Annotated in this window: 16 protein-coding genes; 5 read left to right on the top strand and 11 right to left on the bottom strand. The window is 64.3% G+C overall.

Annotated features, from left to right (window positions below; translation table 11 throughout):
- Window positions 1-40: 40 nt before the first annotated feature.
- The 10 genes from LOY22_RS18565 to LOY22_RS18520 all read right to left on the bottom strand — a co-directional run bounded on the left by LOY22_RS18565 (window position 41) and on the right by LOY22_RS18520 (window position 10,868).
- Window positions 41-1,666 carry a BatD family protein gene (locus LOY22_RS18565; protein ID WP_258594393.1) on the bottom strand — a complete coding sequence of 542 codons (1,626 nt, stop codon included), beginning with the start codon at window positions 1,664-1,666 and terminating at the stop codon, window positions 41-43.
- Window positions 1,663-3,384: a tetratricopeptide repeat protein gene (locus LOY22_RS18560; RefSeq protein ID WP_258594391.1), complete on the bottom strand. Its 1,722-nt coding sequence runs from the start codon at window positions 3,382-3,384 to the stop codon at window positions 1,663-1,665. The genes LOY22_RS18565 and LOY22_RS18560 overlap by 4 nt, the downstream gene beginning before the upstream one ends.
- On the bottom strand, window positions 3,381-4,457 hold the full coding sequence (locus LOY22_RS18555) for a VWA domain-containing protein (protein WP_045195041.1): 1,077 nt from the start codon (window positions 4,455-4,457) through the stop codon (window positions 3,381-3,383). The genes LOY22_RS18560 and LOY22_RS18555 overlap by 4 nt, the downstream gene beginning before the upstream one ends.
- Entirely contained in the window at window positions 4,450-4,944 is a 495-nt protein-coding gene (locus tag LOY22_RS18550) for a DUF4381 domain-containing protein (RefSeq protein ID WP_093380674.1), read from the bottom strand. The genes LOY22_RS18555 and LOY22_RS18550 overlap by 8 nt, the downstream gene beginning before the upstream one ends.
- Entirely contained in the window at window positions 4,941-5,885 is a 945-nt protein-coding gene (locus LOY22_RS18545; RefSeq protein ID WP_045195038.1) for a DUF58 domain-containing protein, read from the bottom strand. The genes LOY22_RS18550 and LOY22_RS18545 overlap by 4 nt, the downstream gene beginning before the upstream one ends.
- A 4-nt stretch (window positions 5,886-5,889) precedes the next feature.
- Complete coding sequence (locus tag LOY22_RS18540; protein ID WP_038994235.1) at window positions 5,890-6,849, bottom strand: MoxR family ATPase; 960 nt, start codon at window positions 6,847-6,849, stop codon at window positions 5,890-5,892.
- 202 nt (window positions 6,850-7,051) lie between these two features.
- Window positions 7,052-8,380: an MFS transporter gene (locus tag LOY22_RS18535; RefSeq protein WP_045195035.1), complete on the bottom strand. Its 1,329-nt coding sequence runs from the start codon at window positions 8,378-8,380 to the stop codon at window positions 7,052-7,054.
- A gap of 46 nt (window positions 8,381-8,426) precedes the next feature.
- On the bottom strand, window positions 8,427-9,620 hold the full coding sequence (gene lhgO / locus LOY22_RS18530; RefSeq protein WP_195884709.1) for an L-2-hydroxyglutarate oxidase: 1,194 nt from the start codon (window positions 9,618-9,620) through the stop codon (window positions 8,427-8,429).
- Between the two features lie 109 nt (window positions 9,621-9,729).
- A complete protein-coding gene (locus tag LOY22_RS18525; RefSeq protein WP_045195031.1) occupies window positions 9,730-10,440 on the bottom strand; it encodes a FadR/GntR family transcriptional regulator in 711 nt (236 codons plus the stop codon).
- A 74-nt stretch (window positions 10,441-10,514) separates the two neighbouring features.
- On the bottom strand, window positions 10,515-10,868 hold the full coding sequence (locus tag LOY22_RS18520) for a hypothetical protein (RefSeq protein WP_045195029.1): 354 nt from the start codon (window positions 10,866-10,868) through the stop codon (window positions 10,515-10,517).
- 347 nt (window positions 10,869-11,215) lie between these two features.
- Between LOY22_RS18520 and LOY22_RS18515 the strand changes: the two genes are divergently transcribed.
- Window positions 11,216-16,081, top strand: a complete 4,866-nt coding sequence (locus LOY22_RS18515; RefSeq protein ID WP_258594388.1) for an NAD-glutamate dehydrogenase — start codon at window positions 11,216-11,218, stop codon at window positions 16,079-16,081.
- Between the two features lie 162 nt (window positions 16,082-16,243).
- On the opposite strand, the gene LOY22_RS18510 is transcribed toward LOY22_RS18515, so the two are convergent.
- Entirely contained in the window at window positions 16,244-17,062 is an 819-nt protein-coding gene (locus LOY22_RS18510) for a pyruvate, water dikinase regulatory protein (RefSeq protein WP_045195025.1), read from the bottom strand.
- Window positions 17,063-17,238: 176 nt separating this feature from the next.
- Here LOY22_RS18510 and ppsA point away from each other — a divergent pair, with 176 nt between their 5' ends.
- From ppsA to LOY22_RS18490, 4 genes are all read left to right on the top strand, one after another.
- Window positions 17,239-19,614, top strand: a complete 2,376-nt coding sequence (ppsA, locus tag LOY22_RS18505) for a phosphoenolpyruvate synthase (protein ID WP_045195023.1) — start codon at window positions 17,239-17,241, stop codon at window positions 19,612-19,614.
- A gap of 107 nt (window positions 19,615-19,721) precedes the next feature.
- Window positions 19,722-20,711: an alpha/beta fold hydrolase gene (locus LOY22_RS18500; RefSeq protein WP_093380685.1), complete on the top strand. Its 990-nt coding sequence runs from the start codon at window positions 19,722-19,724 to the stop codon at window positions 20,709-20,711.
- Between the two features lie 196 nt (window positions 20,712-20,907).
- The gene (gene rraA, locus LOY22_RS18495) at window positions 20,908-21,396 is read left to right on the top strand and encodes a ribonuclease E activity regulator RraA (RefSeq protein WP_038994247.1); all 489 of its coding nucleotides are present in this window, start codon (window positions 20,908-20,910) and stop codon (window positions 21,394-21,396) included.
- A gap of 28 nt (window positions 21,397-21,424) precedes the next feature.
- On the top strand, window positions 21,425-22,420 hold the full coding sequence (locus LOY22_RS18490; protein WP_045195019.1) for a zinc transporter ZntB: 996 nt from the start codon (window positions 21,425-21,427) through the stop codon (window positions 22,418-22,420).
- Window positions 22,421-22,478: the final 58 nt, after the last annotated feature.

Here is a 22,478-nt window from a genome sequence, read left to right as displayed (position 1 = left end):
CAGTGTGCCGGCGTGGCGCCCGGGGCGTCACGCCTTGAGGTTATTTGGGGTACAGCGGCGGCAAGCTGCCGTTCTCGCTTTGTGCAGGCTGGACCTGCTCGGCGGCCGGGATGGTACCGATGGCCCGCCATAATTCTTCGCCTTGCCAATACTGCCCGCTTTCGCTGTACAGCGCGCCGTTGAGGCCATCGAGGGCATCGGACAGCGGCACGAAACGCGCGGCCATCTCGGCCAGGGTTTCCGGTTGCTGGCGCGCCCAGGCATCCAGGGCCTGGCGCGTCGCTTGAGGGTCGTTGGCCTGGCACGCGCGCTTGAGGTCATCTAGCAGGGTGCGCGGGCTCGGCCCGCTTTGCGCCGCGCGCAGCACCGCCGGTTGCGAGCGCGCCCGCCACCACAGGGCAAAGCCCAGCAGGGTGGTCAGGGCCAGCACCAGGGTACTCAGTTGCCAGGGCCAGAGCAGGTAGGTGTGCACCGTGACCGGGTCGACGCTGGCCGGCTTGTCGGCGCTCAGCGCCGGGTTGTCCTCGATCTGCAGGCTGCGCGCCGGCAGATTGCTGCGCTCCAGATGATCTTCGCGGGTGTTCCACCAGACCACTTCCTGGCTCGGCAGTTCCAGCCTGCCGGCGTGGGTCGGTACCAGCGCTTCGCGCTCTTCACGCACCCCGAGCAGGCCGCGGTCATTGACCTGGTTGCGCAGTTGCGGCTGGTCCGGGTAGCGGCGCAGGCCGCTCACTTCAGTGCCGGGCAGTGGTGGCAACTGGGCGCTGGACAAACCCTCGGCCTGGAGGATCACGGTGCGGGTCAGCGAGTCGCCGATTTGCGTCTGTTGCTGGGCCGGGTCCGGGCTCCAGTGTTCTTCCAGGGTCAGGCTGTTGGCCGGCAGCCACGGTGTATCGGCTGGGTAATCGGCCGGGATCGGGTCGACCGTCAACACCAGCGGCGTCGAGCTGACCTGCACCTGCTTGCCGGCGCGCGGGGTGTTGAGTTCCTGCTCGGCGTCGTTCTGCGCGGCGGTGGCGCTGAAGGTCAGGGCCGGGATTTTCAGGTCGCCGCTTTGCTGCGGGTAAATTGCATAGCGCATCTCGATCACGCCGTGGCGCACACCGTCGATGACTTTTTCGAAAGTGCGCGACTCACCCAGCGGCTCGACCCTGGCGTTGTCCAGCTGCAGCGGGCTGAGGCTGCTGTCGTCGTACAGCGGCACCGAGTGATAGATGCTCAGGGTCAGCACCGCCTGGGCCTGGACGTAAACCTCGGGCTGGTCGAGGCTGGCGTCGATGAACACCGGGCCGTGGTTTTCGCTGCTGACCTCGTTGGCCTGGATCTGCAGGCTGATCGGCTGGCTGCGCACCTCGCCCAGCTGCAGGGCGGGAATTTCCACGCTGCCGCTCTGGCGTGGCAACAGGGTGATGATCCAGCGGGTGTTGGCGCTGTTTTCGTCGAGGCTGTTGAGGCTGTTGACCTGGCGGGTGCCACGCACTTCGAAGCTGGCAGCGAGCGGCGTCAGGTCGGGCTTGCCGAATTGGGTGACATCCTGGGTCTCGAGGGTCAGCTCAAGGGTTTCGCCGGCATTCAGGCGGGTGCGGTCGACACTGGCGAGCAGCGCCGCCGCCTGCACCTGCAGGGCGATAAAGAGGCTGAAGACCAGGACGCAGACGCGACTCATCGATGGGTTTCCTGATGTTGTTGCTGTTCATACCAGAATTTACGCCGCAACAGCTCGGCCGGGTTGTCCGGAATCTGTCGCAGCCATTGTTCCAGGGCCTGGCGCTGTTCGGCATCAAGGCTGCTGTCGGTCGGGCGCTGGGGCGGGCGGGTGGTGTCTTCGTCGTCCGCGCCGCTGGCCTGGTTTTGTGCCTGCTCGTTGGCGTTGTCTGCAGGTTTGCCCGCTTCATCGGCCTCTTGCGGTGGTTTTGCTGCGGCCTGGTCCTGGGCGTTCTGCGAGCTGCTGGCAGCGTCGCTGCTGCTGTTGGGGTCGCTTTGCTGGTTGTCTTCGGGCGGCTGCTCAGGCGTCTGTTCGGCCTGGCGTTGTTGCAGCAATTGCTCGACCAGGGCCTTGTTGGCCAGCGCCGGTTGCAGTTCCGGCTGGCGCTCCAGAGCCTGCTCGTAGGCATCCACTGCGGCTTCCAGTTCACCGCTGCGGGCCAGGGCGTTGCCGCGATTGTAATGGTCGGCGGCGCGGTTGCCCTGGGCGAACTGGCGCGCGGCGCCGTTGTAGTCGCCGGCCTCATACAAGGCCAGGCCTTTCCATTGCGGGTCTTCGAAGTGTCGCGCAGCTTCGGCCGGGCGCTGCTGCTCAAGCAGGCGCTGGCCTTGCTGGTCGGGGCGCAGCCACAGGTCGTTGAACTCGAAGGCGTAGCTTGGTTGCGGCAGGGCCAGTAGCAACGGCAGGCAGAACAGCCAGCCACGGCGGCCGGCGCAGGCGGCCAGCAGCAACAGTGGCAGCAACAGCCAAAAGCCCTGGTCGGCCCAGCTGTCGAGCTGCACGGTCTGGCCATCGTCTCGCAGGCTGCGCGGGTTGTCGAACAGGCGCAGGCCGCGCAGGTCGAGGTCGTCGATGCGGGCGCTGCGATAACGCCCGCCGGTACTGGTGATAAAGGCTTTGAGGCTGGCGCTGTCGAGGCGCGGCAAGAGGATGCCGCCCTGATCGTCCTTGAGGAACTCGCCGTTGGCCTGCCTGACCGGCGCCCCCTCGGCGCTGCCGACGCCGAGCATCAACAGGCTCGGGCCCTGGCGGCCAAGCGCCTGGACGATGCCCTGGCGCTCCTGGGTATCGAGCGATGAGCCGATCAACAGCAGCCGGCCCTGGCCGATGCCTGCCTGGGCGAGCAGGGCCAGGCCCTTGCGCACGGCAAGATCCGCGCGCTGGCCGGCTTGCGGCATGATCGCCGGGTCCAGGGCTTCGAGCAGGTTGCGGCTGGTGGCCAGGTCGTCGGACAGCGGCACCAGGGTGTGCGCGCTGCCCGCGTAGACGATGATCGCGGTCTGGCTGTCGCGGCGGTGCTCGAGCAGGTCGAGGATCTTGCGTCGGGCCTGTTCCAGGCGGTTTGGCGCGGCGTCGTCGGCAAGCATCTGCGGGGTCAGCTCAAGCAGCACCACCAGCGGGTCGGCCGGGCGCTGGCGGGTGTCCTCCAGGCGCTGCCAGCTTGGGCCCACCAGGGCCAGCACGGTGATCAGCCAGGCCAGGCCCAACGCGATCCACGGCAGTTTGCTGTCGCGACCGTTGCCGCCACCGAGCAGCACGGCATGGAAGGCCGCGGGCAGGATCATCTGCCAGCGCCCGGCGCGTTTTTGCCGATGCCAGAGCTTCCACAGCAACCAGGCCAGCAGCGGCAGGACGACCAGCCACAGCGGGCGTAGCCATTGCGGCCACAGTTCGTTCATCGCCGCCTCCTCAAGCGCAGCCGTTGCAGGCGCTGGCGCCATTCCGGGTGCGGCTGCAAAAAGCGTGGGCGGCGCAGCAGGCGCTGCAACAGGTTGTCGGGCCATTGCTGTTCGACCACCAGCAGCACGCTAAGCACCAACGCCAGGGCCAGCGGCCAGCTGTACAGCGGCTCGGCGGTGCGCGCCTGGGTCGGCTGCTGGGCCACAGGTTCCAGGCGGTCGAGGGCGTCGCCGATGGCTTGCAGTTCTTCGCCGTCGTGGGCGCGGAAGTAGCTGCCGCCGGTCAGTTCGGCGATTTCCTTGAGCGAGGCTTCGTCCAGGTCCAGGCTCGGGTTGATGCCCAGCAAGCCGGCGGTGCCGGTCTGCTCCGGGTCGGCACCAATGCCGATGGTGTAGATGCGCACGTTTTCCTGGGCGGCCAGGCGCGCGGCGGTCAGCGGGTGGATCTGCCCGCCGTTGTTGGCGCCGTCGGTGACCAGCACCAGCACCCGGCTCTGCGCCGGGCGCTGACGCAGGCGCTTGAGCGCCAGGCCGATGGCATCGCCAATGGCAGTGTTCTTGCCGGCGATGCCGATCTGCGCTTCGTCGAGGAAGGTGCGTACGGTGCGCCGGTCGAAAGTCAGCGGTGCCTGCAGGTAGGCCTGGCTGCCGAACAGGATCAGGCCGACGCGATCGCCCTGGCGCTCTTCGAGAAAGTCGCCGAGCAGGGCCTTGACCAGGGTCAGGCGGCTGACGTCGTCGCCTTGCCACTGCATGTCGGGAAAGTCCATGGAGCCGGAAACATCCACCGCCACCAGCAGGTCGCGGCCACTGGCGGCCACCGGCAGCGGTTCGCCCAGCCACTGCGGGCGGGCGGCGGCAAACAGCAGCAACAGCCAGACCAGCACGAATGGCGCTTGCTGGCGCCAGGTCGGCAGGTTCAGGCGCGCGCGGCGCCCGGCCAGGCCTTCGAGTTCATCGAGGAAACTGACCTTGAGCACCGGCTCGCCGCTGTCGGCGGCCGGCAGCAGCAGGCGCGCCAGCCAGGGCAGCGGCAGCAGCACGAAGATCCACGGCCAGGCCAGTTCAAACATGTTTGCGGATCCAGGTTTCGACCGACTGGTTGAGGCCGTTGATGGCTTTGTCGTCGAGTTTGCATTCGGGCTTGTAGGCGCCTTCGACCAGTACCATCCAGCGGGTCAGGCCGGCGGCCGGGCAGCGGTTATCAAGAAACGCCAGCCATTGGCGGCCGTTGAGGGTATGGCTGTGGCTGCCCGGGTAATGGTTGCGGCACAGGCGCTTGAGCAGTGCGTTGATCTGCTGCAGCCAGGCCCCGGCCGGGGCACCGTCGTAGGGTTTGGGCAGGCGCGCGAGTTCGGCCAGGGCCTCGATGCGTACCGGGTCCAGAGGCAGTTCGGCGCGCACGATGGGCTTTTTACCCGGGCGCCAATGGCGCAGGCGCCACAGGCCCCAAGCCAGTAGCGGCAGCAGCAACAGCAGTGCCCACCAGCCTGGCGCCAGCGGCCACCAGCCGATCGGCGGTGGGGCCAGCAGCGGCTGCAATTGATCGAGCGGGTTCACGAGGTTTTCCCCGGTCGTTGCGCGTTAAGGTACTCGCGCAGTTGCTCGATCATCTCGCTCTGGGTGCTCAGCGGCATCAGCACCACCCGCAGCTTTTGCGCCAGCAGCTCCCAGCGTTCGATGCGCGCCTCGCTTTGCTGGCGGTAGCTCTTGCGCAGGGTCGGGTCGAGGGTGTCGAGCTCCAGTTGCGCACCGTGCTGGGCAAAGCGCAGCAGGCCGGCGGCCGGCAGGGCATGGTCGAGCGGGTCGGACAGCGGCAACAGCAGCAGGTCGCAATGACGCGAAAGCAGGCTCAATTGCTGCTCGACCGCAGGCGTCAGCGCCCGCTCGTCGCAGATGATGATTGCCAGGCTGCCCGGGCGCAGCACTTCGCGGGCGCGGCGCAGGGCGATACCGAGGCTGTCGGCCTGGGGCACGGCTTCGGTGTGCAGCGACTGGTTGACCCGTGCCAGGCGGTTGAGCAACTGCAACAGGCTCTGCTTGCTGCGCCGTGGCTTGATTTCGTAGTGCTCGTTGTCGCCGAACACCAGGCCGCCAATGCGGTCGTTGTGGCCCAGCGCAGCCCAGCCGATCAGGGCGGCGGCCTGGGCGGCGAGCACCGACTTGAACATCAGCCCGGAACCGAAGAACAGACGCTGGCTTTGTTCGACGAGGATGAAGATCGGCCGCTCCCGCTCCTCATGGAACAGCTTGGTATGCGGCTCCTGGGTGCGCGCGGTCACCCGCCAGTCGATGTTGCGCACATCGTCGCCGGCCTGGTACACCCGCACCTGGTCGAAGTCGACCCCGCGTCCGCGCAGTTTCGAGTGGTGCAGGCCGACCAGCGGGCTGCGCTGGCCGGGCCGGGAGAACAACTGCACTTCGCGCACGCGATGGCGCATCTCGATCAGCTCGGCGAGGCTGATGCGGATTCCGGGCGCGGCCAGCAGGCGATTGGGCATGGGTTCAGGCGACGGCGACGACGTCGAGGATGCGCTGGATCACCCGGTCCTGGTCAATCCCGGCGGCCTCGGCCTCGAAGGAAAGAATGATGCGGTGGCGCAGTACGTCGAACAGCACCGCCTGGATGTCTTCAGGGCTGACGAAGTCGCGTCCGGCCAGCCAGGCATGAGCCCGCGCGCAGCGGTCGAGGGCAATCGAGCCGCGCGGGCTGGCGCCGTAGGCAATCCAGTCGGCCAGCTCCAGGTCGAACTTGGCCGGGGTGCGGGTGGCCATCACCAGTTGCACCAGGTATTCCTCTACCGCGTCGGCCATGTACAGGCCGAGGATTTCCTTGCGTGCGGCAAAGATCGCCTGCTGGCTGACCCGTCGTTCCGGCTTGGTCTCGCCGTTGAGCGCCTCGCCCCGGGCCTGCTGGAGGATGCGCCGTTCGACGGCGGCATCGGGAAAACCAATCTTGACGTGCATGAGGAAGCGGTCGAGCTGGGCTTCGGGCAGCGGGTAGGTGCCTTCCTGCTCGATCGGGTTCTGCGTGGCCATCACCAGGAACAGTGGCGACAGCTCGTAGGTACTGCGCCCGACACTGACCTGGCGTTCGGCCATGGCCTCGAGCAGCGCCGACTGAACCTTGGCCGGGGCGCGGTTGATTTCGTCGGCCAATACCAGGTTGTGGAAGATCGGCCCCTGCTGGAACACGAAGCTGCCGGTTTCCGGGCGATAGATCTCGGTGCCGGTGATGTCGGCCGGGAGCAGGTCGGGGGTGAACTGGATACGATGGAACTCGGCTTCGACGCCTTCGGCCAGTTCCTTGATGGCCTTGGTCTTGGCCAGGCCCGGGGCGCCTTCGACCAGCATGTGGCCGTCGGCGAGGAGCACGATGAGCAAGCGCTCGACGAGTTTTTCCTGGCCCAGGATCTGGGTTGAAAGAAAGGTGCGCAGCGCGATCAGCGCCTCACGGTGTTCCATCGTTGACGGTTCCTGGAAAAAAGCCAGGGCGTGCGGCGTAAAAGCGCCCGGGCGGGGGCTGATACTTTAATCCATCCGGGGGCTTGCGACTAACGGCAGCAGGGAAAATTGTTCAAATCGTGAAGTCGGGGCTGCTGTGCAGCCCATCGTCGGCAACGCCAACTCCCACAGGGATCGCGCTGACCCTGTGGGAGCCGGGGTGTCAGTTCTTGAAGCTGGAATGCTTGCGGCCCTGGTCGCACAGGGCAAACACCACCACGAACACCGCCGCCACCACCAGAATCAGCGCCACGCCGTCGGTGGAGTGGGTCGCCGAGTTGGCCACCAGCGCCAGGCCGCCCAGCGGTGCCAGACCGCCGGCCACGGCGGTGCCGATCTCGCGCCCGGTGCCAAAGCCCGAAGAGCGGGTCTGGGTCGGGAACTGGCGGCTGAGGAACGAGCCCTGCGGGGCAAACATCATCGGTGCGAGGATGCCGGTACCGATGGCAATCGCCAGGTAGATCATCATCGGCTCGCCGGTGTTGAGCAGGCTCAGGAACGGGTAGGCGAACAGCACCGAGAACAGCCCGCCAAGCATTAGCACGGTCTTGCTGCTCCATTTGTCGCACAGCCAGCCGAAGAACGGCACGGCGATAATCGCCACCAGGCTGGCGATGGTCACCGACAGCGAGGTGACATGGGCTTCGACGCCTTTGTACTGGGTCAGGTAGGCCAGCGAGAAGGTCTTGAAGATGTAGCTCAGGGCGTTGTAGCCGATGGCCACGAAGAACACCACGGCCAGGCCTTTGAGGTCGTTGCGAAACAGCAGTTTGAGCGGCGATACCTGGTCCTTGGCCGGGGTTTTGTCGAGCTCTTTGAAGTCCGGGGTTTCCGGGATGCTTTTACGCACCCACAGGCCGACGCCGACCAGCACGATGCTGCAGATGAACGGGATGCGCCAGCCGCCGGCGAGCAGGAACTCGTTGCCGTTCATGGTCAGCAGGTAGACGGTCAGCGACGACAGCAGCAGGCCCAGGTTCAGGCCCAGCGCCGGCCAGGCGCCCTGGCTGCCGCGCTTGCCTTCGCTGGCGTGTTCATAAGAGGTCACCGCCGCGCCAGACAACTCGGCACCGGCACCCAGGCCCTGGATGATGCGTACCAGCACGAGGATGATCGGCGCCCAGATACCGATCGAGGCGTAGCTGGGGATCAGGCCGATCAGGGTAGTGCACACGCCCATCATGCAGAAGGTGATGACCAGTACCTGCTTGCGCCCGAAGCGGTCGCCCAGGTAGCCGAACAGCACGCCGCCGAAGGGGCGGGCGATAAAGCCGATGGCGAAGGTGGAGAACGCCAGCAGCGACGCCACCGCCGGGTTGCTCGGGTCGAAGAAGATCTTCGAGAAGACGATCGCCGCCATGGTCGCGTACAGGTAGAAGTCGTACCACTCCAGCATCGAGCCGAAGATGGTCGCGGCGGCGACCTTGCGCAGGCGTTTGCGTTTTTGTTCCGGGGTTTCGCTCGCGGCCGCAGCCGCCTCATGTACCGACATGTGGGGTGTTCCTTTTTTGTCTTTGTAGTTAGGTGTGCAGCAGGATTCAGCGGGCCTTGAAGATCCTTTCGGCGATCATCTGGCCGATCGGGATGGCCGAGGTGGCCGCCGGCGAGGGCGCGTTGCAGACGTGCACCATGCGCGGCGTCTCGGCGAACAGGAAGTCGTGCACCAGGGTGCCGTCGCGCATCACCGCCTGGGCGCGGATCCCGGCCTCATAGGGCAGCAGGTCTTCGACATTCAGCGACGGGCAGTATTTGCGGCATTGCTCCAGATAGCCGCCTTTGAACAGTGAGTTCTTCATCTCGGCGGTGCCGGAACCAAGGTTGTTCCAGATGGTTTTCCAGAACCCCGGAAAACGCGCGTATTCGGCAACGTCGCGCCAGTTCACCGAGAACTTGCGGTAGTTTTCCCGGCCCAGCCCCAGTACCGCGTTCGGCCCGACGGTAACGCTGCCGTCGATCATCCGCGTCAGGTGCACGCCAAGAAACGGCAGCTCCGGGTCGGGAATCGGGTAGATCAGGTGGTTGACGATGTCGTTCTTGGCCGCAGGCAGGCGGAAGTATTCGCCGCGGAAGGGGATGATCTGGTGGTCGATCTTGACCCCGGCCATGGTTGCCAGGCGGTCCGATTGCAGGCCAGCACAGGCCACCAGCTGGCGGGCGCTCCAGACCTTGTCGTCGCTGCTGATGGTGACCTTGTCGGCGGTTTCGACAATAGCGCGCACGGTGGTTTGCAGCTGCACTTCGCCGCCGAATCGCTGGATGACCCGGGCCATGGCTTCGCAGACCTGCTGGTAGTCGACAATGCCGGTGGCATCGAGGAACAGGCCGCCGAGGCCGACGATGTTCGGCTCGCGGCGTTGCAGCTCCTTGGCATCCAACTGTTCGACCTTCAGGCCGTTCTGCTGCGAGCGCTCGTACAGGGCACGCATGCGCTCGACTTCCAGCGGCGTCGAGGCCACCAGCAACTTGCCGCAGACTTCGAACTTGATCTGGTGCTCGCTGCAGAACGCTTTGGTGGCCTGGGCGCCGCGCTTGCACAGGTCGGCCTTGAGGCTGCCCGGCGCGTAATAGATGCCTGCGTGAATCACGCCGCTGTTATGCCCGGTCTGGTGCTTGGCCAGGCTGCTTTCCTTTTCCAGGATCAGCAAGGAGGCGCCCGGTTGGCGTTCCAGCAGCGCCATGGCGGTGGCGAGGCCGACGATGCCGCCGCCGATGATGCAGTAGTCGTAGATCATGCAGGTGTCACCTTGGCTTGTTCTTATCAGAGAGTCTGCTTATCAGGTTGTCAGACTAAGTAGGTCAAACAAAAGGGCGCCATGCCGCAGCGCCCGTTCTATAGGGTGTTCAGTCGATACTCGGCAGGTCCAGTTTCAGGCGTTTGGCCGAGGCCCGCAGGTGCGCTTCGGCGCAGGCTGCGGCGCCAAGCCGGTCGCCATCGGCGATGGCCTGGTACAGCGCCTGGTGCTCGCGATGGGCATCGGCCGAACCGCCGACCGAATGCGCCGCCGAGTTTTCCCAGGCGGTGCGACGGGCTGCGGCCAGCTGGCCACGCAGAAAATCATGGAAAGCGACGAAATAATCGTTCTTGCTGGCCTCGGCGATGGCCCGGTGGAACTCCACGTCAGCGGCGGCAGCTACCGCAAACTCGCTGCGCTTGTCGAGCATCTCCTGCAGGGCCTTGCCCATGCGCGCCAGGTCAGCGGCGTCGCGGCGCTGGGCGGCTACCGAGGCGGCCTGGGTCTCGATCCACAGGCGCACTTCGAACATCTGCACCAGGTCCGGGCTGCGGCCTTGCGCAGCAGGGAAGCGGAAGACCGTGCCGGTCGGGGTTTGCGAAATGTACGAACCCAGGCCGCGGCGGGCGATCAGCACCCCGTCCGCCTTGAGCTGGGCCACTGCCTCGCGTACCACCGAGCGGCTGACGTTCAATTGCTCGGCCAGTTGCTGTTCGGTGGGCAGGCGCGATTCGGCCGCCAGGCGACCGGAATCGATTTCTGCGCGGATGGCGCCGACAACCCGTTCGACCAGGGTGTCGGGGCGCTGAAGCTCAAGCATGAGGGTGGCTCATTAATCAGGTTGTCAGACAATGCCTTTTGCAGCGGTTCCTTGTCAAGAAACCGCGTGGGCGATTACAGCTCGCTGACGTAGGTACCGGTGCCCTTGAGGATGTTCTGCAGGGTTTCTTCGACTTCGGCGAGGTCGGTGCCGTCGGCGGTAAGCAGGATTTCCAGAAAGTCGTCGCCATTGAGCGCATCGGTATCGCCCGCTGCCACTTCGATCATCAAGCGTTTGGCACTGAAGGTCACTTTGAGGCCGTCGAGGGTGCTTGGCTCGTCATCCAGGGTGATGTCCACCGTGTCTTCGTCCGGATAGCGCGTCATGAGGAACATCTGGCCCTTGTCGCTGTGGCAGCACAGGGTGGCCATGTTGTCTTCTTCATCATCGCAGGGGGTGGCGAAGAGCAGGGCGGTCTTGAATTGCATGAGCGGCTCGATCAATAAGTTGAAACACGATTCTGCCAGTGTTCGGCCTGTGGATAAACGTACGGTTGCACCTCAATGACCGAATATGTCGCAGCACCGCAAGCAGGGGCGGGCGGGCACTCGTTAAGCTGCGCTGTCGATGGACACCCGTAAAGACACAGCCGCGCTGGCAGTCGTTTTTGCAGATGCCCATCCGTGGAGCGGGAAGATGTGACTTGCGGGTCACCTTGAGCGCCTGTTTCTATGGTTTTACCGTCCTCCTGCTACGGGTTGGCTATCGTTGATCCGTAAACGGCGGACGCGCGCGACGCTTCACTCAATAATAAAGCCCAAGCGGAGTACCACAGATGGCGTTTTTCACCGCAGCCAGCAAAGCCGACTTCCAGCATCAACTGCAAGCGGCCCTGGCGCAGCACATCAGCGAACAGGCACTGCCACAAGTGGCGCTGTTCGCCGAGCAGTTCTTCGGCATCATCTCTCTGGACGAACTCACCCAGCGCCGTATGTCGGACCTGGCCGGTTGCACCCTCTCTGCCTGGCGCATCATCGAGCGTTTCGATCACTCCCAGCCTCAGGTTCGCGTCTACAACCCCGATTACGAGCGTCATGGCTGGCAGTCGACCCACACCGCGGTCGAAGTCCTGCACCATGACCTGCCGTTTCTGGTCGACTCGGTGCGCACCGAGCTCAACCGCCGCGGCTACAGCATCCATACCCTGCAGACCACCGTACTGAGTGTGCGTCGCGGGCCGAAAGGCGAGCTGCTGGAAATCCTGCCCAAGGGCACCCAGGGCGAAGGCGTGCTGCAAGAATCGCTGATGTACCTGGAAATCGACCGCTGCGCCAACACCGCCGAACTCAACCTGCTGACCCGCGAGCTTGAGCAGGTGCTGGCTGAAGTGCGTGTCGCCGTCGCCGATTTCGAGCCGATGAAAGCCAAGCTGCGCGAGGTCGTGGCGCTGGTTGAACAAACCGCCTACGCCCCGGCACAAAATGAAAAGGCCGAGGTCAAGGCGTTCCTCGAGTGGCTGTTGGGCAACCACTTCACCTTCCTCGGCTACGAAGAGTTCGTTGTCCATGGCGACGCCCAGGGCGGCCAGCTGCAATACGACGAGCAGTCGTTCCTCGGCCTGACCCGCATGCTGCGCGTCGGTCTCACCGCCGAAGACCTGCGCATCGAAGACTACGCCGTCAATTACCTGCAAGAGCCGCTGCTGCTGTCCTTCGCCAAGGCCGCGCACCCAAGCCGCGTGCACCGTCCGGCCTACCCGGACTACGTGTCGATCCGCCAGCTGGACGCCGACGGCAAGGTCATCAAGGAATGCCGCTTCATGGGCCTGTACACCTCCTCGGTGTATGGCGAGAGCGTGCGCGCGATCCCCTACATCCGTGGCAAGGTCGCCGAAGTCGAGCGCCGCTCGCACTTCGACCCCAAGGCCCACCTGGGCAAGGAGCTGGCGCAGGTCCTGGAAGTGCTGCCGCGCGACGACCTGTTCCAGACCCCGGTCGACGAGCTGTTCAGCACCGTCATGTCGATCGTGCAGATCCAGGAGCGCAACAAGATCCGCGTGTTCCTGCGCAAGGACCCGTACGGCCGCTTCTGCTACTGCCTGGCCTACGTGCCGCGTGATATCTACTCCACCGAAGTGCGGCAGAAGATCCAGCAGGTGCTGATGGAGCGCCTCAAGGCCAGCGACTGCGAGTTCTGGACCTTCTTCTCCGAGTCGGTACTGGCCCGCGTGCAGCTGATTCTGCGCGTCGACCCGAAAAACCGCATCGACATCGACCCGCAGCAACTGGAAAACGAAGTGATCCAGGCCTGCCGTTCGTGGCAGGACGACTACGCCAGCCTGACCGTCGAAAGCTTCGGCGAAGCCCAGGGCACCAACGTCCTGGCCGATTTCCCGAAAGGCTTCCCGGCCGGTTACCGCGAGCGTTTCGCCGCCCATTCGGCGGTGGTCGACATGCAGCACCTGCTGACCCTGTCCGAGCGCAAGCCGCTGGTCATGAGCTTCTACCAGCCGCTGACCCAGGCCGGCAAACAGCAGCTGCACTGCAAGCTGTACCACGCCGATACACCGCTGGCGCTTTCAGATGTGCTGCCGATCCTGGAAAACCTCGGCCTGCGCGTGCTCGGCGAGTTCCCCTACCGCCTGCGCCACGCCAATGGCCGCGAGTACTGGATTCATGACTTTGCCTTCACCGCCGCCGAAGGCCTGAACCTCGACATCCAGCAGCTCAACGACACCCTGCAGGATGCATTCGTGCACATCGTCAATGGCGATGCCGAGAACGACGCCTTCAACCGCCTGGTGCTGACCGCCGGCCTGCCATGGCGCGACGTGGCGCTGCTGCGTGCCTACGCCCGCTACCTCAAGCAGATCCGCCTGGGCTTCGACCTCGGTTACATCGCCAGCACCCTGAACAACCACACCGACATCGCCCGCGAGCTGACCCGGTTGTTCAAGACCCGCTTCTACCTGGCGCGCAAGCTCACCAGCGAAGACCTCGACGACAAGCAGCAGCGTCTGGAACAGGCGATCCTCACCGCCCTGGATGACGTCCAGGTGCTCAACGAAGACCGCATCCTGCGTCGCTACCTGGACTTGATCAAGGCCACCCTGCGCACCAACTTCTACCAGACCGATGCCCAGGGCCATAACAAGTCGTACTTCAGCTTCAAGTTCAACCCCAAGCTGATCCCCGAGCTGCCCAAGCCGGTGCCGAAGTTCGAGATCTTCGTCTACTCGCCACGGGTCGAGGGTGTGCACCTGCGCTTTGGCAACGTCGCCCGCGGCGGCCTGCGCTGGTCGGACCGTGAAGAAGACTTCCGCACCGAAGTGCTGGGCCTGGTAAAAGCCCAGCAGGTGAAGAACTCGGTGATCGTGCCGGTCGGCGCCAAGGGCGGTTTCCTGCCGCGTCGCCTGCCGCTGGGCGGCAGCCGCGACGATATCCAGGCCGAAGGCATCGCCTGCTACCGGATCTTCATTTCCGGCCTGCTGGACATCACCGACAACCTCAAGGACGGCGCCCTGGTGCCGCCGGCCAACGTCGTCCGGCATGACGACGATGACCCGTACCTGGTGGTGGCTGCCGACAAAGGCACCGCGACCTTCTCCGATATCGCCAACGGCATTGCCATCGACTACGGCTTCTGGCTCGGCGATGCGTTCGCCTCCGGTGGCTCGGCCGGTTACGACCACAAGAAAATGGGCATTACCGCCCGTGGCGCCTGGGTTGGCGTGCAGCGTCACTTCCGCGAGCGCGGCATCAACGTCCAGGAAGACCCGATCACCGTGGTCGGCGTCGGCGACATGGCCGGTGACGTGTTCGGCAACGGCCTGCTGATGTCCGACAAGCTGCAACTGGTGGCGGCGTTCAACCACCTGCACATCTTCATCGACCCGAACCCGGAGCCGGCCAGCAGCTTCGCCGAGCGCCAGCGCCTGTTCGACCTGCCGCGTTCGGCCTGGAGCGACTACGACACCAGCATCATGTCCGAAGGCGGCGGGATCTTCCCGCGCAGTGCGAAAAGCATCGCGATCACCGCGCAGATGAAAGAGCGCTTCGCCATCGAAGCCGACAAGCTGACCCCGACCGAGCTGCTCAACGCACTGCTCAAGGCGCCGGTCGACCTGCTGTGGAGCGGCGGTATCGGCACCTACGTCAAGTCCAGTGAGGAAAGCCACGCTGACGTCGGCGACAAGGCCAACGACGCCCTGCGCGTGGACGGCAACGAGCTGCGCTGCAAGGTGGTGGGCGAGGGCGGCAACCTCGGCATGACCCAGTTGGGCCGGGTCGAGTTCGGCTTGAACGGCGGCGCCACCAACACCGACTTCATCGACAACGCCGGTGGCGTGGACTGCTCCGACCACGAGGTCAACATCAAGATCCTGCTCAACGAAGTGGTGCAGGCTGGCGACATGACCGAGAAGCAGCGCAACCAGCTGCTGGGCAGCATGACCGACGAAGTGGCCGGCCTGGTGCTGGGCAACAACTACAAGCAGACCCAGGCGTTGTCGCTGGCTGCGCGTCGGGCCAAGGAGCGCATCGCTGAATACAAGCGCCTGATGGCCGACCTTGAAGGCCGTGGCAAGCTGGACCGCGCCATCGAGTTCCTGCCGACCGAAGAGCAACTGGCCGAGCGCCTGGCCGCCGGCCAGGGCCTGACCCGTGCCGAGCTGTCGGTGCTGATCTCGTACAGCAAGATCGACCTCAAGGAGCAGTTGCTCAAGTCGCTGGTGCCGGACGATGACTACCTGACCCGCGACATGGAAACCGCGTTCCCGCCGTCGCTGGTGAGCAAGTTCGCCGAAGCCATGCGCCGCCATCGCCTGAAACGCGAGATCGTCAGCACCCAGATCGCCAACGATCTGGTCAACAACATGGGCATCACCTTCGTTCAGCGCCTGAAAGAGTCCACCGGCATGAGCCCGGCGAACGTCGCTGGCGCCTACGTGATCGTGCGCGACATCTTCCACCTGCCGCACTGGTTCCGTCAGATCGAGGCGCTGGACTACCAGGTCCCGGCTGAAATCCAGTTGACCCTGATGGACGAGCTGATGCGTCTGGGCCGCCGTGCGACCCGCTGGTTCCTGCGCAGCCGTCGTAACGAGCAGGATGCCGGGCGTGACGTGGCGCACTTCGGGCCGAAGATCGCTGCTTTGGGGCTCAAGCTTGACGAACTGCTGGAAGGGCCGACCCGCGAGCGCTGGATGACCCGTTACCAGGGCTTTGTCGAAGCCGGCGTGCCGGAGCTGCTGGCACGCATGGTGGCCGGCACTACGCACCTGTACACCCTGTTGCCGATCATCGAGGCTTCCGACGTCACCGGCCAGGACCCGGCCGAAGTGGCCAAGGCCTTCTTCGCCGTTGGCAGCGCCCTGGACCTGACCTGGTACCTGCAGGAAATCAGCAACCTGCCGGTGGAAAACAACTGGCAGGCCCTGGCCCGTGAAGCCTTCCGCGATGATATCGACCTGCAGCAACGGGCGATCACCATCTCGGTGCTGCAGATGATCGACGCACCCGAGGACATGGACGCCCGCGTGGCCCTGTGGCTGGATCAGCACCGGGTCATGGTCGAGCGCTGGCGCGCCATGCTCGACGAGCTGCGTGCCGCTACCGGCACCGACTACGCCATGTACGCGGTGGCCAACCGCGAACTGGTGGACCTGGCCCTGAGTGGCCAGGCAACGGTGATGCCGTCCTGAGCGTGAGCTGAAATGAAAAAGCCCCGGCATTTGCCGGGGTTTTTTTTGTGCCTGTCCCGGCCTCATCGCGGGTCAAGTCGGGTCGCCGCACCGCCGCTCCCACAGGGTGGATCGTGCTGTACCTGTGGGAGCGGGCTTGACCCGCGATGAGGCCGGTGAATTTTATTTGAACCTTCGCTCTACACCTTTCTCGACCAGAATCTTCGCCGCAATCTCTTCCACGGAGAAATGCGTGGAGTTGATGTGCGCAATGTTCTCGCGGCGGAACAGGTTCTCCACTTCACGTACCTCGAACTCGCACTGGGCAAAGCTTGCGTAGCGGCTGTTGGGCTTGCGCTCGTGGCGGATGGCGGTCAGGCGGTCGGGGTCGATGGTCAGGCCGAACAGCTTGTGCTGGTGGTTTTTCAGGGCCTGGGGCAGTTGCAGGCGCTCCATGTCATCTTCGGTCAGCGGGTAGTTGGCCGCGCGGATGCCGAATTGCATGGCCATGTACAGGCAGGTCGGGGTCTTGCCGCAACGCGACACGCCTACCAGGATCAAGTCGGCCTTGTCGTAGTAGTGGGTGCGCGCGCCGTCGTCGTTGTCGAGAGCGAAGTTGACCGCCTCGATGCGTTCCATATAGTTGGAATTGCCGCCGATCGAGTGGGATTTGCCCACCGAATAGGACGAATGGGCGGTCAGTTCCTGTTCCAGCGGGGCCAGGAAGGTCGAGAAGATGTCGATCATGAAGCCGTTGGAGGTGGCGAGGACCTCGCGGATATCCTGATTGACGATGGTGTCGAAGATGATCGGACGGACACCGTCTTTCTCAGCGGCGCTATTGATTTGTTGTACCATCACCCGCGCTTTTTCTACGCTGTCGATGTACGGACGCGTGAATTTATTGAACGGAATGGTATCGAACTGCGCTAGAAGACTCTGTCCCAGCGTCTCGGCGGTAATGCCGGTGCCATCGGAGATAAAGAAAGCAGATCGTTTCATTTGCGCCTTGGGCCTTAAGCTGGTGACGAATCTTGGATATGATAGGTTCGGTTTACCGAACACTGCGTTCGGCATTCTCACTTATTTTCCAGGTCCAGGCCACAAGCGCCCGGCCAAGCCAGAGCTGGCAGGCGGGCGACCTGAGCTTTTCCAACACAGTTAGTGGAGAGATCACCTTGGTAGAGTACGTAGTTTCCCTCGATAAGCTCGGCGTCCATGATGTAGAGCATGTGGGGGGCAAGAACGCATCCCTCGGCGAGATGATCAGTAACCTCGCGGGCGCCGGTGTCTCGGTCCCCGGCGGCTTTGCCACTACGGCTCAGGCGTATCGTGACTTTCTCGAGCAGAGCGGCCTGAACGCCCAGATCCACGCTGCCCTCGACGCGCTGGACGTTGACGACGTCAACGCCCTGGCCAAAACCGGTGCGCAGATCCGCCAGTGGATCATGGAGGCCGAGTTCCCCGAGCGCCTGAACGCCGAAATCCGCACTGCCTTCGCCGAAATGTCCCAGGGCAACCCGAACATGGCCGTGGCCGTGCGCTCCTCGGCCACTGCCGAAGACCTGCCGGACGCCTCGTTCGCCGGCCAGCAGGAAACCTTCCTGAACATCCGCGGCGTCGACAACGTCATCCGCGCCGCCAAGGAAGTGTTCGCCTCGCTGTTCAACGACCGCGCCATTTCCTACCGCGTGCACCAGGGCTTCGACCACAAGCTGGTGGCCCTGTCGGCCGGCGTGCAGCGCATGGTCCGCTCGGAAACCGGCACTGCCGGCGTAATGTTCACCCTCGACACCGAGTCGGGCTTTCGTGACGTGGTGTTCATCACCGGCGCCTACGGCCTGGGTGAAACCGTCGTTCAGGGTGCAGTCAACCCCGACGAATTCTACGTGCACAAAGGCACCCTGGAAGCCGGCCGCCCGGCGATCCTGCGCCGCAACCTGGGCAGCAAGGCGATCAAGATGGTCTATGGCGAAGAAGCCAAGGCCGGTCGTTCGGTCAAGACCGTCGATGTCGACAAGGCCGACCGCACCCGTTTCTGCCTGAGCGACGCCGAAGTCAGCGAGCTGGCCAAGCAGGCGATGATCATCGAGAAGCACTACAAGTGCCCGATGGACATCGAATGGGCCAAGGACGGTGACGACGGCAAGCTGTACATCGTTCAGGCCCGCCCTGAAACCGTGAAAAGCCGCGCCCAGGCCAACGTCATGGAGCGTTACCTGCTCAAAGAGACCGGCACCGTGCTGGTCGAAGGCCGCGCCATCGGCCAGCGCATCGGCGCCGGCAAGGTACGGATCATCAAGGACGTCTCGGAGATGGACAAGGTCCAGCCCGGCGACGTACTGGTTTCGGACATGACCGACCCGGACTGGGAACCGGTGATGAAGCGCGCCAGCGCCATCGTCACCAACCGTGGCGGGCGTACCTGCCACGCGGCGATCATTGCCCGTGAACTGGGTATTCCGGCGGTGGTTGGTTGCGGCAACGCCACCCAGCTGCTCAAGGATGGCCAGGGCGTGACCGTGTCGTGCGCCGAAGGCGATACCGGTTTCATCTTCGAAGGTGAGCTGGGCTTTGACGTGCGCAAGAACTCCGTCGACGCCATGCCGGAGCTGCCGTTCAAGATCATGATGAACGTCGGCAACCCGGACCGCGCCTTTGATTTTGCCCAGTTGCCCAACGCCGGTGTCGGCCTGGCGCGCCTGGAATTCATCATCAACCGCATGATCGGCGTGCACCCCAAGGCGCTGCTCAACTACGCAGGCCTGCCTGCCGAGCTCAAAGAGAGCGTCGACAAGCGTATTGCCGGCTACAACGACCCGGTCGGCTTCTACGTCGAGAAACTGGTCGAGGGCATCAGCACCCTGGCGGCGGCGTTCTGGCCGAAGAAGGTCATCGTGCGCCTGTCGGACTTCAAGTCCAACGAATACGCCAACCTGATCGGCGGCAAGCTCTACGAGCCGGAAGAAGAAAACCCGATGCTGGGTTTCCGCGGTGCTTCGCGCTACATCAGTGAAACCTTCCGTGACTGCTTCGAGCTCGAATGCCGCGCCCTCAAGCGCGTGCGCAACGAGATGGGCCTGACCAACGTCGAGATCATGGTGCCGTTCGTGCGCACCCTGGGCGAGGCCAGCCAGGTTGTCGACCTGCTTGCCGAAAACGGCCTGGCCCGCGGTGACAACGGCCTGCGCGTGATCATGATGTGCGAACTGCCGTCCAACGCCATCCTCGCCGAAGAGTTCCTCGAGTACTTCGATGGCTTCTCCATCGGCTCCAACGACCTGACCCAGCTGACCCTGGGCCTGGACCGCGACTCGGGGATCATTGCGCACCTGTTCGACGAGCGTAACCCTGCTGTCAAGAAGCTGCTGGCCAATGCCATCCAGGCCTGTAACAAGGCTGGCAAGTACATCGGCATCTGCGGCCAGGGCCCATCCGACCACCCGGACCTGGCCAAATGGCTGATGGAACAGGGCATCGAAAGCGTCTCGCTGAACCCGGACTCGGTCCTCGAGACCTGGTTCTTCCTGGCTGAAGGCCAGGCCGCGAACTGATGCGCTGAACCGGAGCCTTCACCTGGCGGTTACGCCGGTGAGGGTTCCGACCGTATTCCAGGGCGTGTTCCAGTGATGGATCTCGCCCTTTTTTGTGCAAGAACCCTATGCAAAGCAGCAGTACCCTTTTTCCCGTGGCCTTGCTCAGTGCCGAGCGCCGTGGCGACCTGAGCGAGGACGTGTACCGGATCAAAGCCGGTAACAGCCCGGATCGCAGCGTCGAGCTGGCGCTCACCCGCCTGGGCATGGCCGATCAAGCCGAGGTGCGTGGCACCCCGGTCATTCTGCTGCACGGCAGCTTTTCCAACCGGCGCTTCTGGTATTCGCCCCGGGGCATTGGCCTGGGCGCCTACCTGGCGCGCGCCGGTTTCGATGTGTGGATCCCGGAGATGCGCGGCCACGGCCTGTCGCCGCGCAACCATGGCTATCGCAACAACCGCGTGGCTGACTATGCCCGTTATGACCTGCCGGTAATTGCCGCGTTCGTCTGCGAGCAGGCCGGCAGGCCTGCGCACTGGATCGGTCACTCGCTGGGCGGTACCACCCTGGCGGCGGCCCTCGGTGGCCAGTACCTGGGCGCCGAGCAGGTGGCCAGCGTGGCGTTCTTCGGTACCCAGGTCAGCCGAACCTACTGGCCACTGAAGCTGCCGCCGGTGGAGTGGGGCGGGCGCCTGTTGCTCAAGCGCTTTGCGCAGATTTCCGGCTCGCGGCTCAAGCGCGGCCCGGAAGACGAGCCGATTGGCCTGGCGCTGGAAAGCATGCGCTGGTTCGGTCTGTTTGGCCGCTTTGGCGACAAGGATCGCGACTGGTGGGCGGGGCTGGCCGAAGTTGATGTGCCAGTGCTGGCGGTGGCCGGCGCGGGTGATCACCAGGACCCGGTGTGGGCCTGTCGCAAGCTGTTCGAGCAACTGGGCAGCGAGCACAAGCAGTTTGTCCGCCTGGGCCGTGAGGAGGGCTTCGACAACTTTGGTCATGTCGACATGCTGGTCAGCAAGCCGGCGCAGGCGCAGGTCTGGCCGTTGGTCGAGCGTTGGTTGCAGGATCCGCTGGCGGCGTTGCTGCCGGAGGCGGCGCAGGCCGTTTCGCCGGCGAGCTGATGCCGTTAAGATATGACGATTGTGAAGGTTTTGGTCATTTTTGGGTTTTTCAGCGAACATCTGTTCACTGATTCCTTGCCCAAGGTGACCGCAACGGCAGTGACGTGTAGCCTTGGGCCTAAAGCCGCATCGCCGGGCCTCGTTCATTGAGTGAAACTGCGACATTCATCGTCTCGATAATCGACAGGAGTTTCCCATGCATTACATCACCCCCGATCTGTGCGACGCCTACCCGGAACTGGTGCAGGTGCTGGAGCCGATGTTCAGCAACTTCGGCGGCCGCGACTCCTTTGGGGGTGAGATCGTCACCATCAAGTGCTTCGAGGACAACTCGCGGGTAAAAGAGCAGGTCGAGCTCGATGGCACCGGCAAGGTCCTGGTGGTCGATGGCGGCGGTTCGCTGCGCCATGCCCTGCTCGGCGACATGCTCGCCGAAAAGGCGGCGAAGAATCACTGGCAAGGCCTGGTGATCTACGGATGCGTGCGTGATGTCGATGTCCTGGCGCAGACCGACGTCGGCGTCCAGGCCCTGGCCAGCCACCCGCTCAAATCGGTACGCCGCGGTGTTGGCGAACTCAACATCCCCGTGACCTTTGCCGGCGTGACCTTCCGTCCGGGCGAATACATCTACGCCGACAACAATGGCGTGATCGTCTCGCCAAGCCCGTTGAAAATGCCTGAGTAAAGCTCTGAAACCGGTCAGTGGGGTAGGGATGTTCGAGGAAGAAAACGCGCAATGGGGGCTGGTGCATGCCCTGGTGCTGGATGGAAAAGGCGGTGCCCGTGCGATCGCCCGAACTGAACTGGACGCCCTTGCGTTGCAGCCCCAGGAAAGCCTGTGGCTGCACTGGGACCGCAGCCACCCGCAGACCCGCACCTGGTTGCGCCACGACAGCGGCCTGAACGAGTTTGCCTGCGACCTGTTGCTGGAAGAAAACACCCGTCCACGCCTGCTGCCCCTGCCGGATGCGCAGATGCTGCTGTTTTTGCGCGGGGTCAACTTAAACCCCGGCGCTGAACCCGAAGACATGGTCTCGGTGCGCATCTTCGCCGAGGCCCAGCGGGTGATCTCGCTGCGCCTGCGGCCGTTGCGCGCCAGTGACGAGCTGCTCCAGCAACTGGCCGAAAATCGAGGGCCGAAGACCGCCTCCGAACTGCTGCTGAGCATGGCCCAACTGCTGACCGAAAAGGTCCAGGCGCTGATCAGCGACCTCTCGGAAGTGGTTGACGGCGAAGAAGAGCAGCTTGAAGCCGACAAGCGCTATGCCCCGGACCAGGGCAGCCTGCAGCAGATCCGCCGGCGTGCGGCGGGGCTGCGGCGCTTTCTCAACCCGCAGCGGGAAATCTACGCACAACTGGCGCGCAACAAGTGGAGCTGGTTCGCCGCCGACGATGCCGACTACTGGAACGAGCTCAACAACAGCCTGACCCGCTACCTCGAAGAGCTGGATCTCACCCGTGAGCGCGCCGCCCTGGTGCTCGAGAGCGAGGACCGGCGCCGCAGCGAGCGGATGAACCGGACCATGTACCGCTTCGGTATCATCACCTGCATCTTCCTGCCCATGAGTTTCGTCACCGGGCTTCTGGGCATCAACGTCGGCGGCATTCCCGGCTCCGACAGCCCCTACGGCTTTCTGTTCGCCAGCCTGCTGGTACTGGCCCTGGCGTTGGGGCAATGGTGGCTGTTCCGCCGCCTGCGCTGGGTGTGAAGATGAAATCTGTGAACATACAGTCACAAACTGCCTTGGCGGTTCATGTGACCCGTTG

The organism is Pseudomonas sp. B21-035 (assembly GCF_024748945.1).
GTDB lineage: Bacteria > Pseudomonadota > Gammaproteobacteria > Pseudomonadales > Pseudomonadaceae > Aquipseudomonas.
Note: the sequence above shows the minus strand (reverse complement) of the source record. Positions and strands in the feature narration are given on the sequence as shown.

Coding starts and splice junctions, on each gene's coding strand:
- LOY22_RS18565 (WP_258594393.1), bottom strand. CDS start 1,666: ATGAGTCGCGTCTGCGTCCTGGTCTTCAGCCTCTTTATCGCCCTGCAG.
- LOY22_RS18560 (WP_258594391.1), bottom strand. CDS start 3,384: ATGAACGAACTGTGGCCGCAATGGCTACGCCCGCTGTGGCTGGTCGTC.
- LOY22_RS18555 (WP_045195041.1), bottom strand. CDS start 4,457: ATGTTTGAACTGGCCTGGCCGTGGATCTTCGTGCTGCTGCCGCTGCCC.
- LOY22_RS18545 (WP_045195038.1), bottom strand. CDS start 5,885: ATGCCCAATCGCCTGCTGGCCGCGCCCGGAATCCGCATCAGCCTCGCC.
- LOY22_RS18540 (WP_038994235.1), bottom strand. CDS start 6,849: ATGGAACACCGTGAGGCGCTGATCGCGCTGCGCACCTTTCTTTCAACC.
- LOY22_RS18535 (WP_045195035.1), bottom strand. CDS start 8,380: ATGTCGGTACATGAGGCGGCTGCGGCCGCGAGCGAAACCCCGGAACAA.
- lhgO (WP_195884709.1), bottom strand. CDS start 9,620: ATGATCTACGACTACTGCATCATCGGCGGCGGCATCGTCGGCCTCGCC.
- LOY22_RS18525 (WP_045195031.1), bottom strand. CDS start 10,440: ATGCTTGAGCTTCAGCGCCCCGACACCCTGGTCGAACGGGTTGTCGGC.
- LOY22_RS18520 (WP_045195029.1), bottom strand. CDS start 10,868: ATGCAATTCAAGACCGCCCTGCTCTTCGCCACCCCCTGCGATGATGAA.
- LOY22_RS18515 (WP_258594388.1), top strand. CDS start 11,216: ATGGCGTTTTTCACCGCAGCCAGCAAAGCCGACTTCCAGCATCAACTG.
- LOY22_RS18510 (WP_045195025.1), bottom strand. CDS start 17,062: ATGAAACGATCTGCTTTCTTTATCTCCGATGGCACCGGCATTACCGCC.
- LOY22_RS18500 (WP_093380685.1), top strand. CDS start 19,722: ATGCAAAGCAGCAGTACCCTTTTTCCCGTGGCCTTGCTCAGTGCCGAG.
- rraA (WP_038994247.1), top strand. CDS start 20,908: ATGCATTACATCACCCCCGATCTGTGCGACGCCTACCCGGAACTGGTG.
- LOY22_RS18490 (WP_045195019.1), top strand. CDS start 21,425: ATGTTCGAGGAAGAAAACGCGCAATGGGGGCTGGTGCATGCCCTGGTG.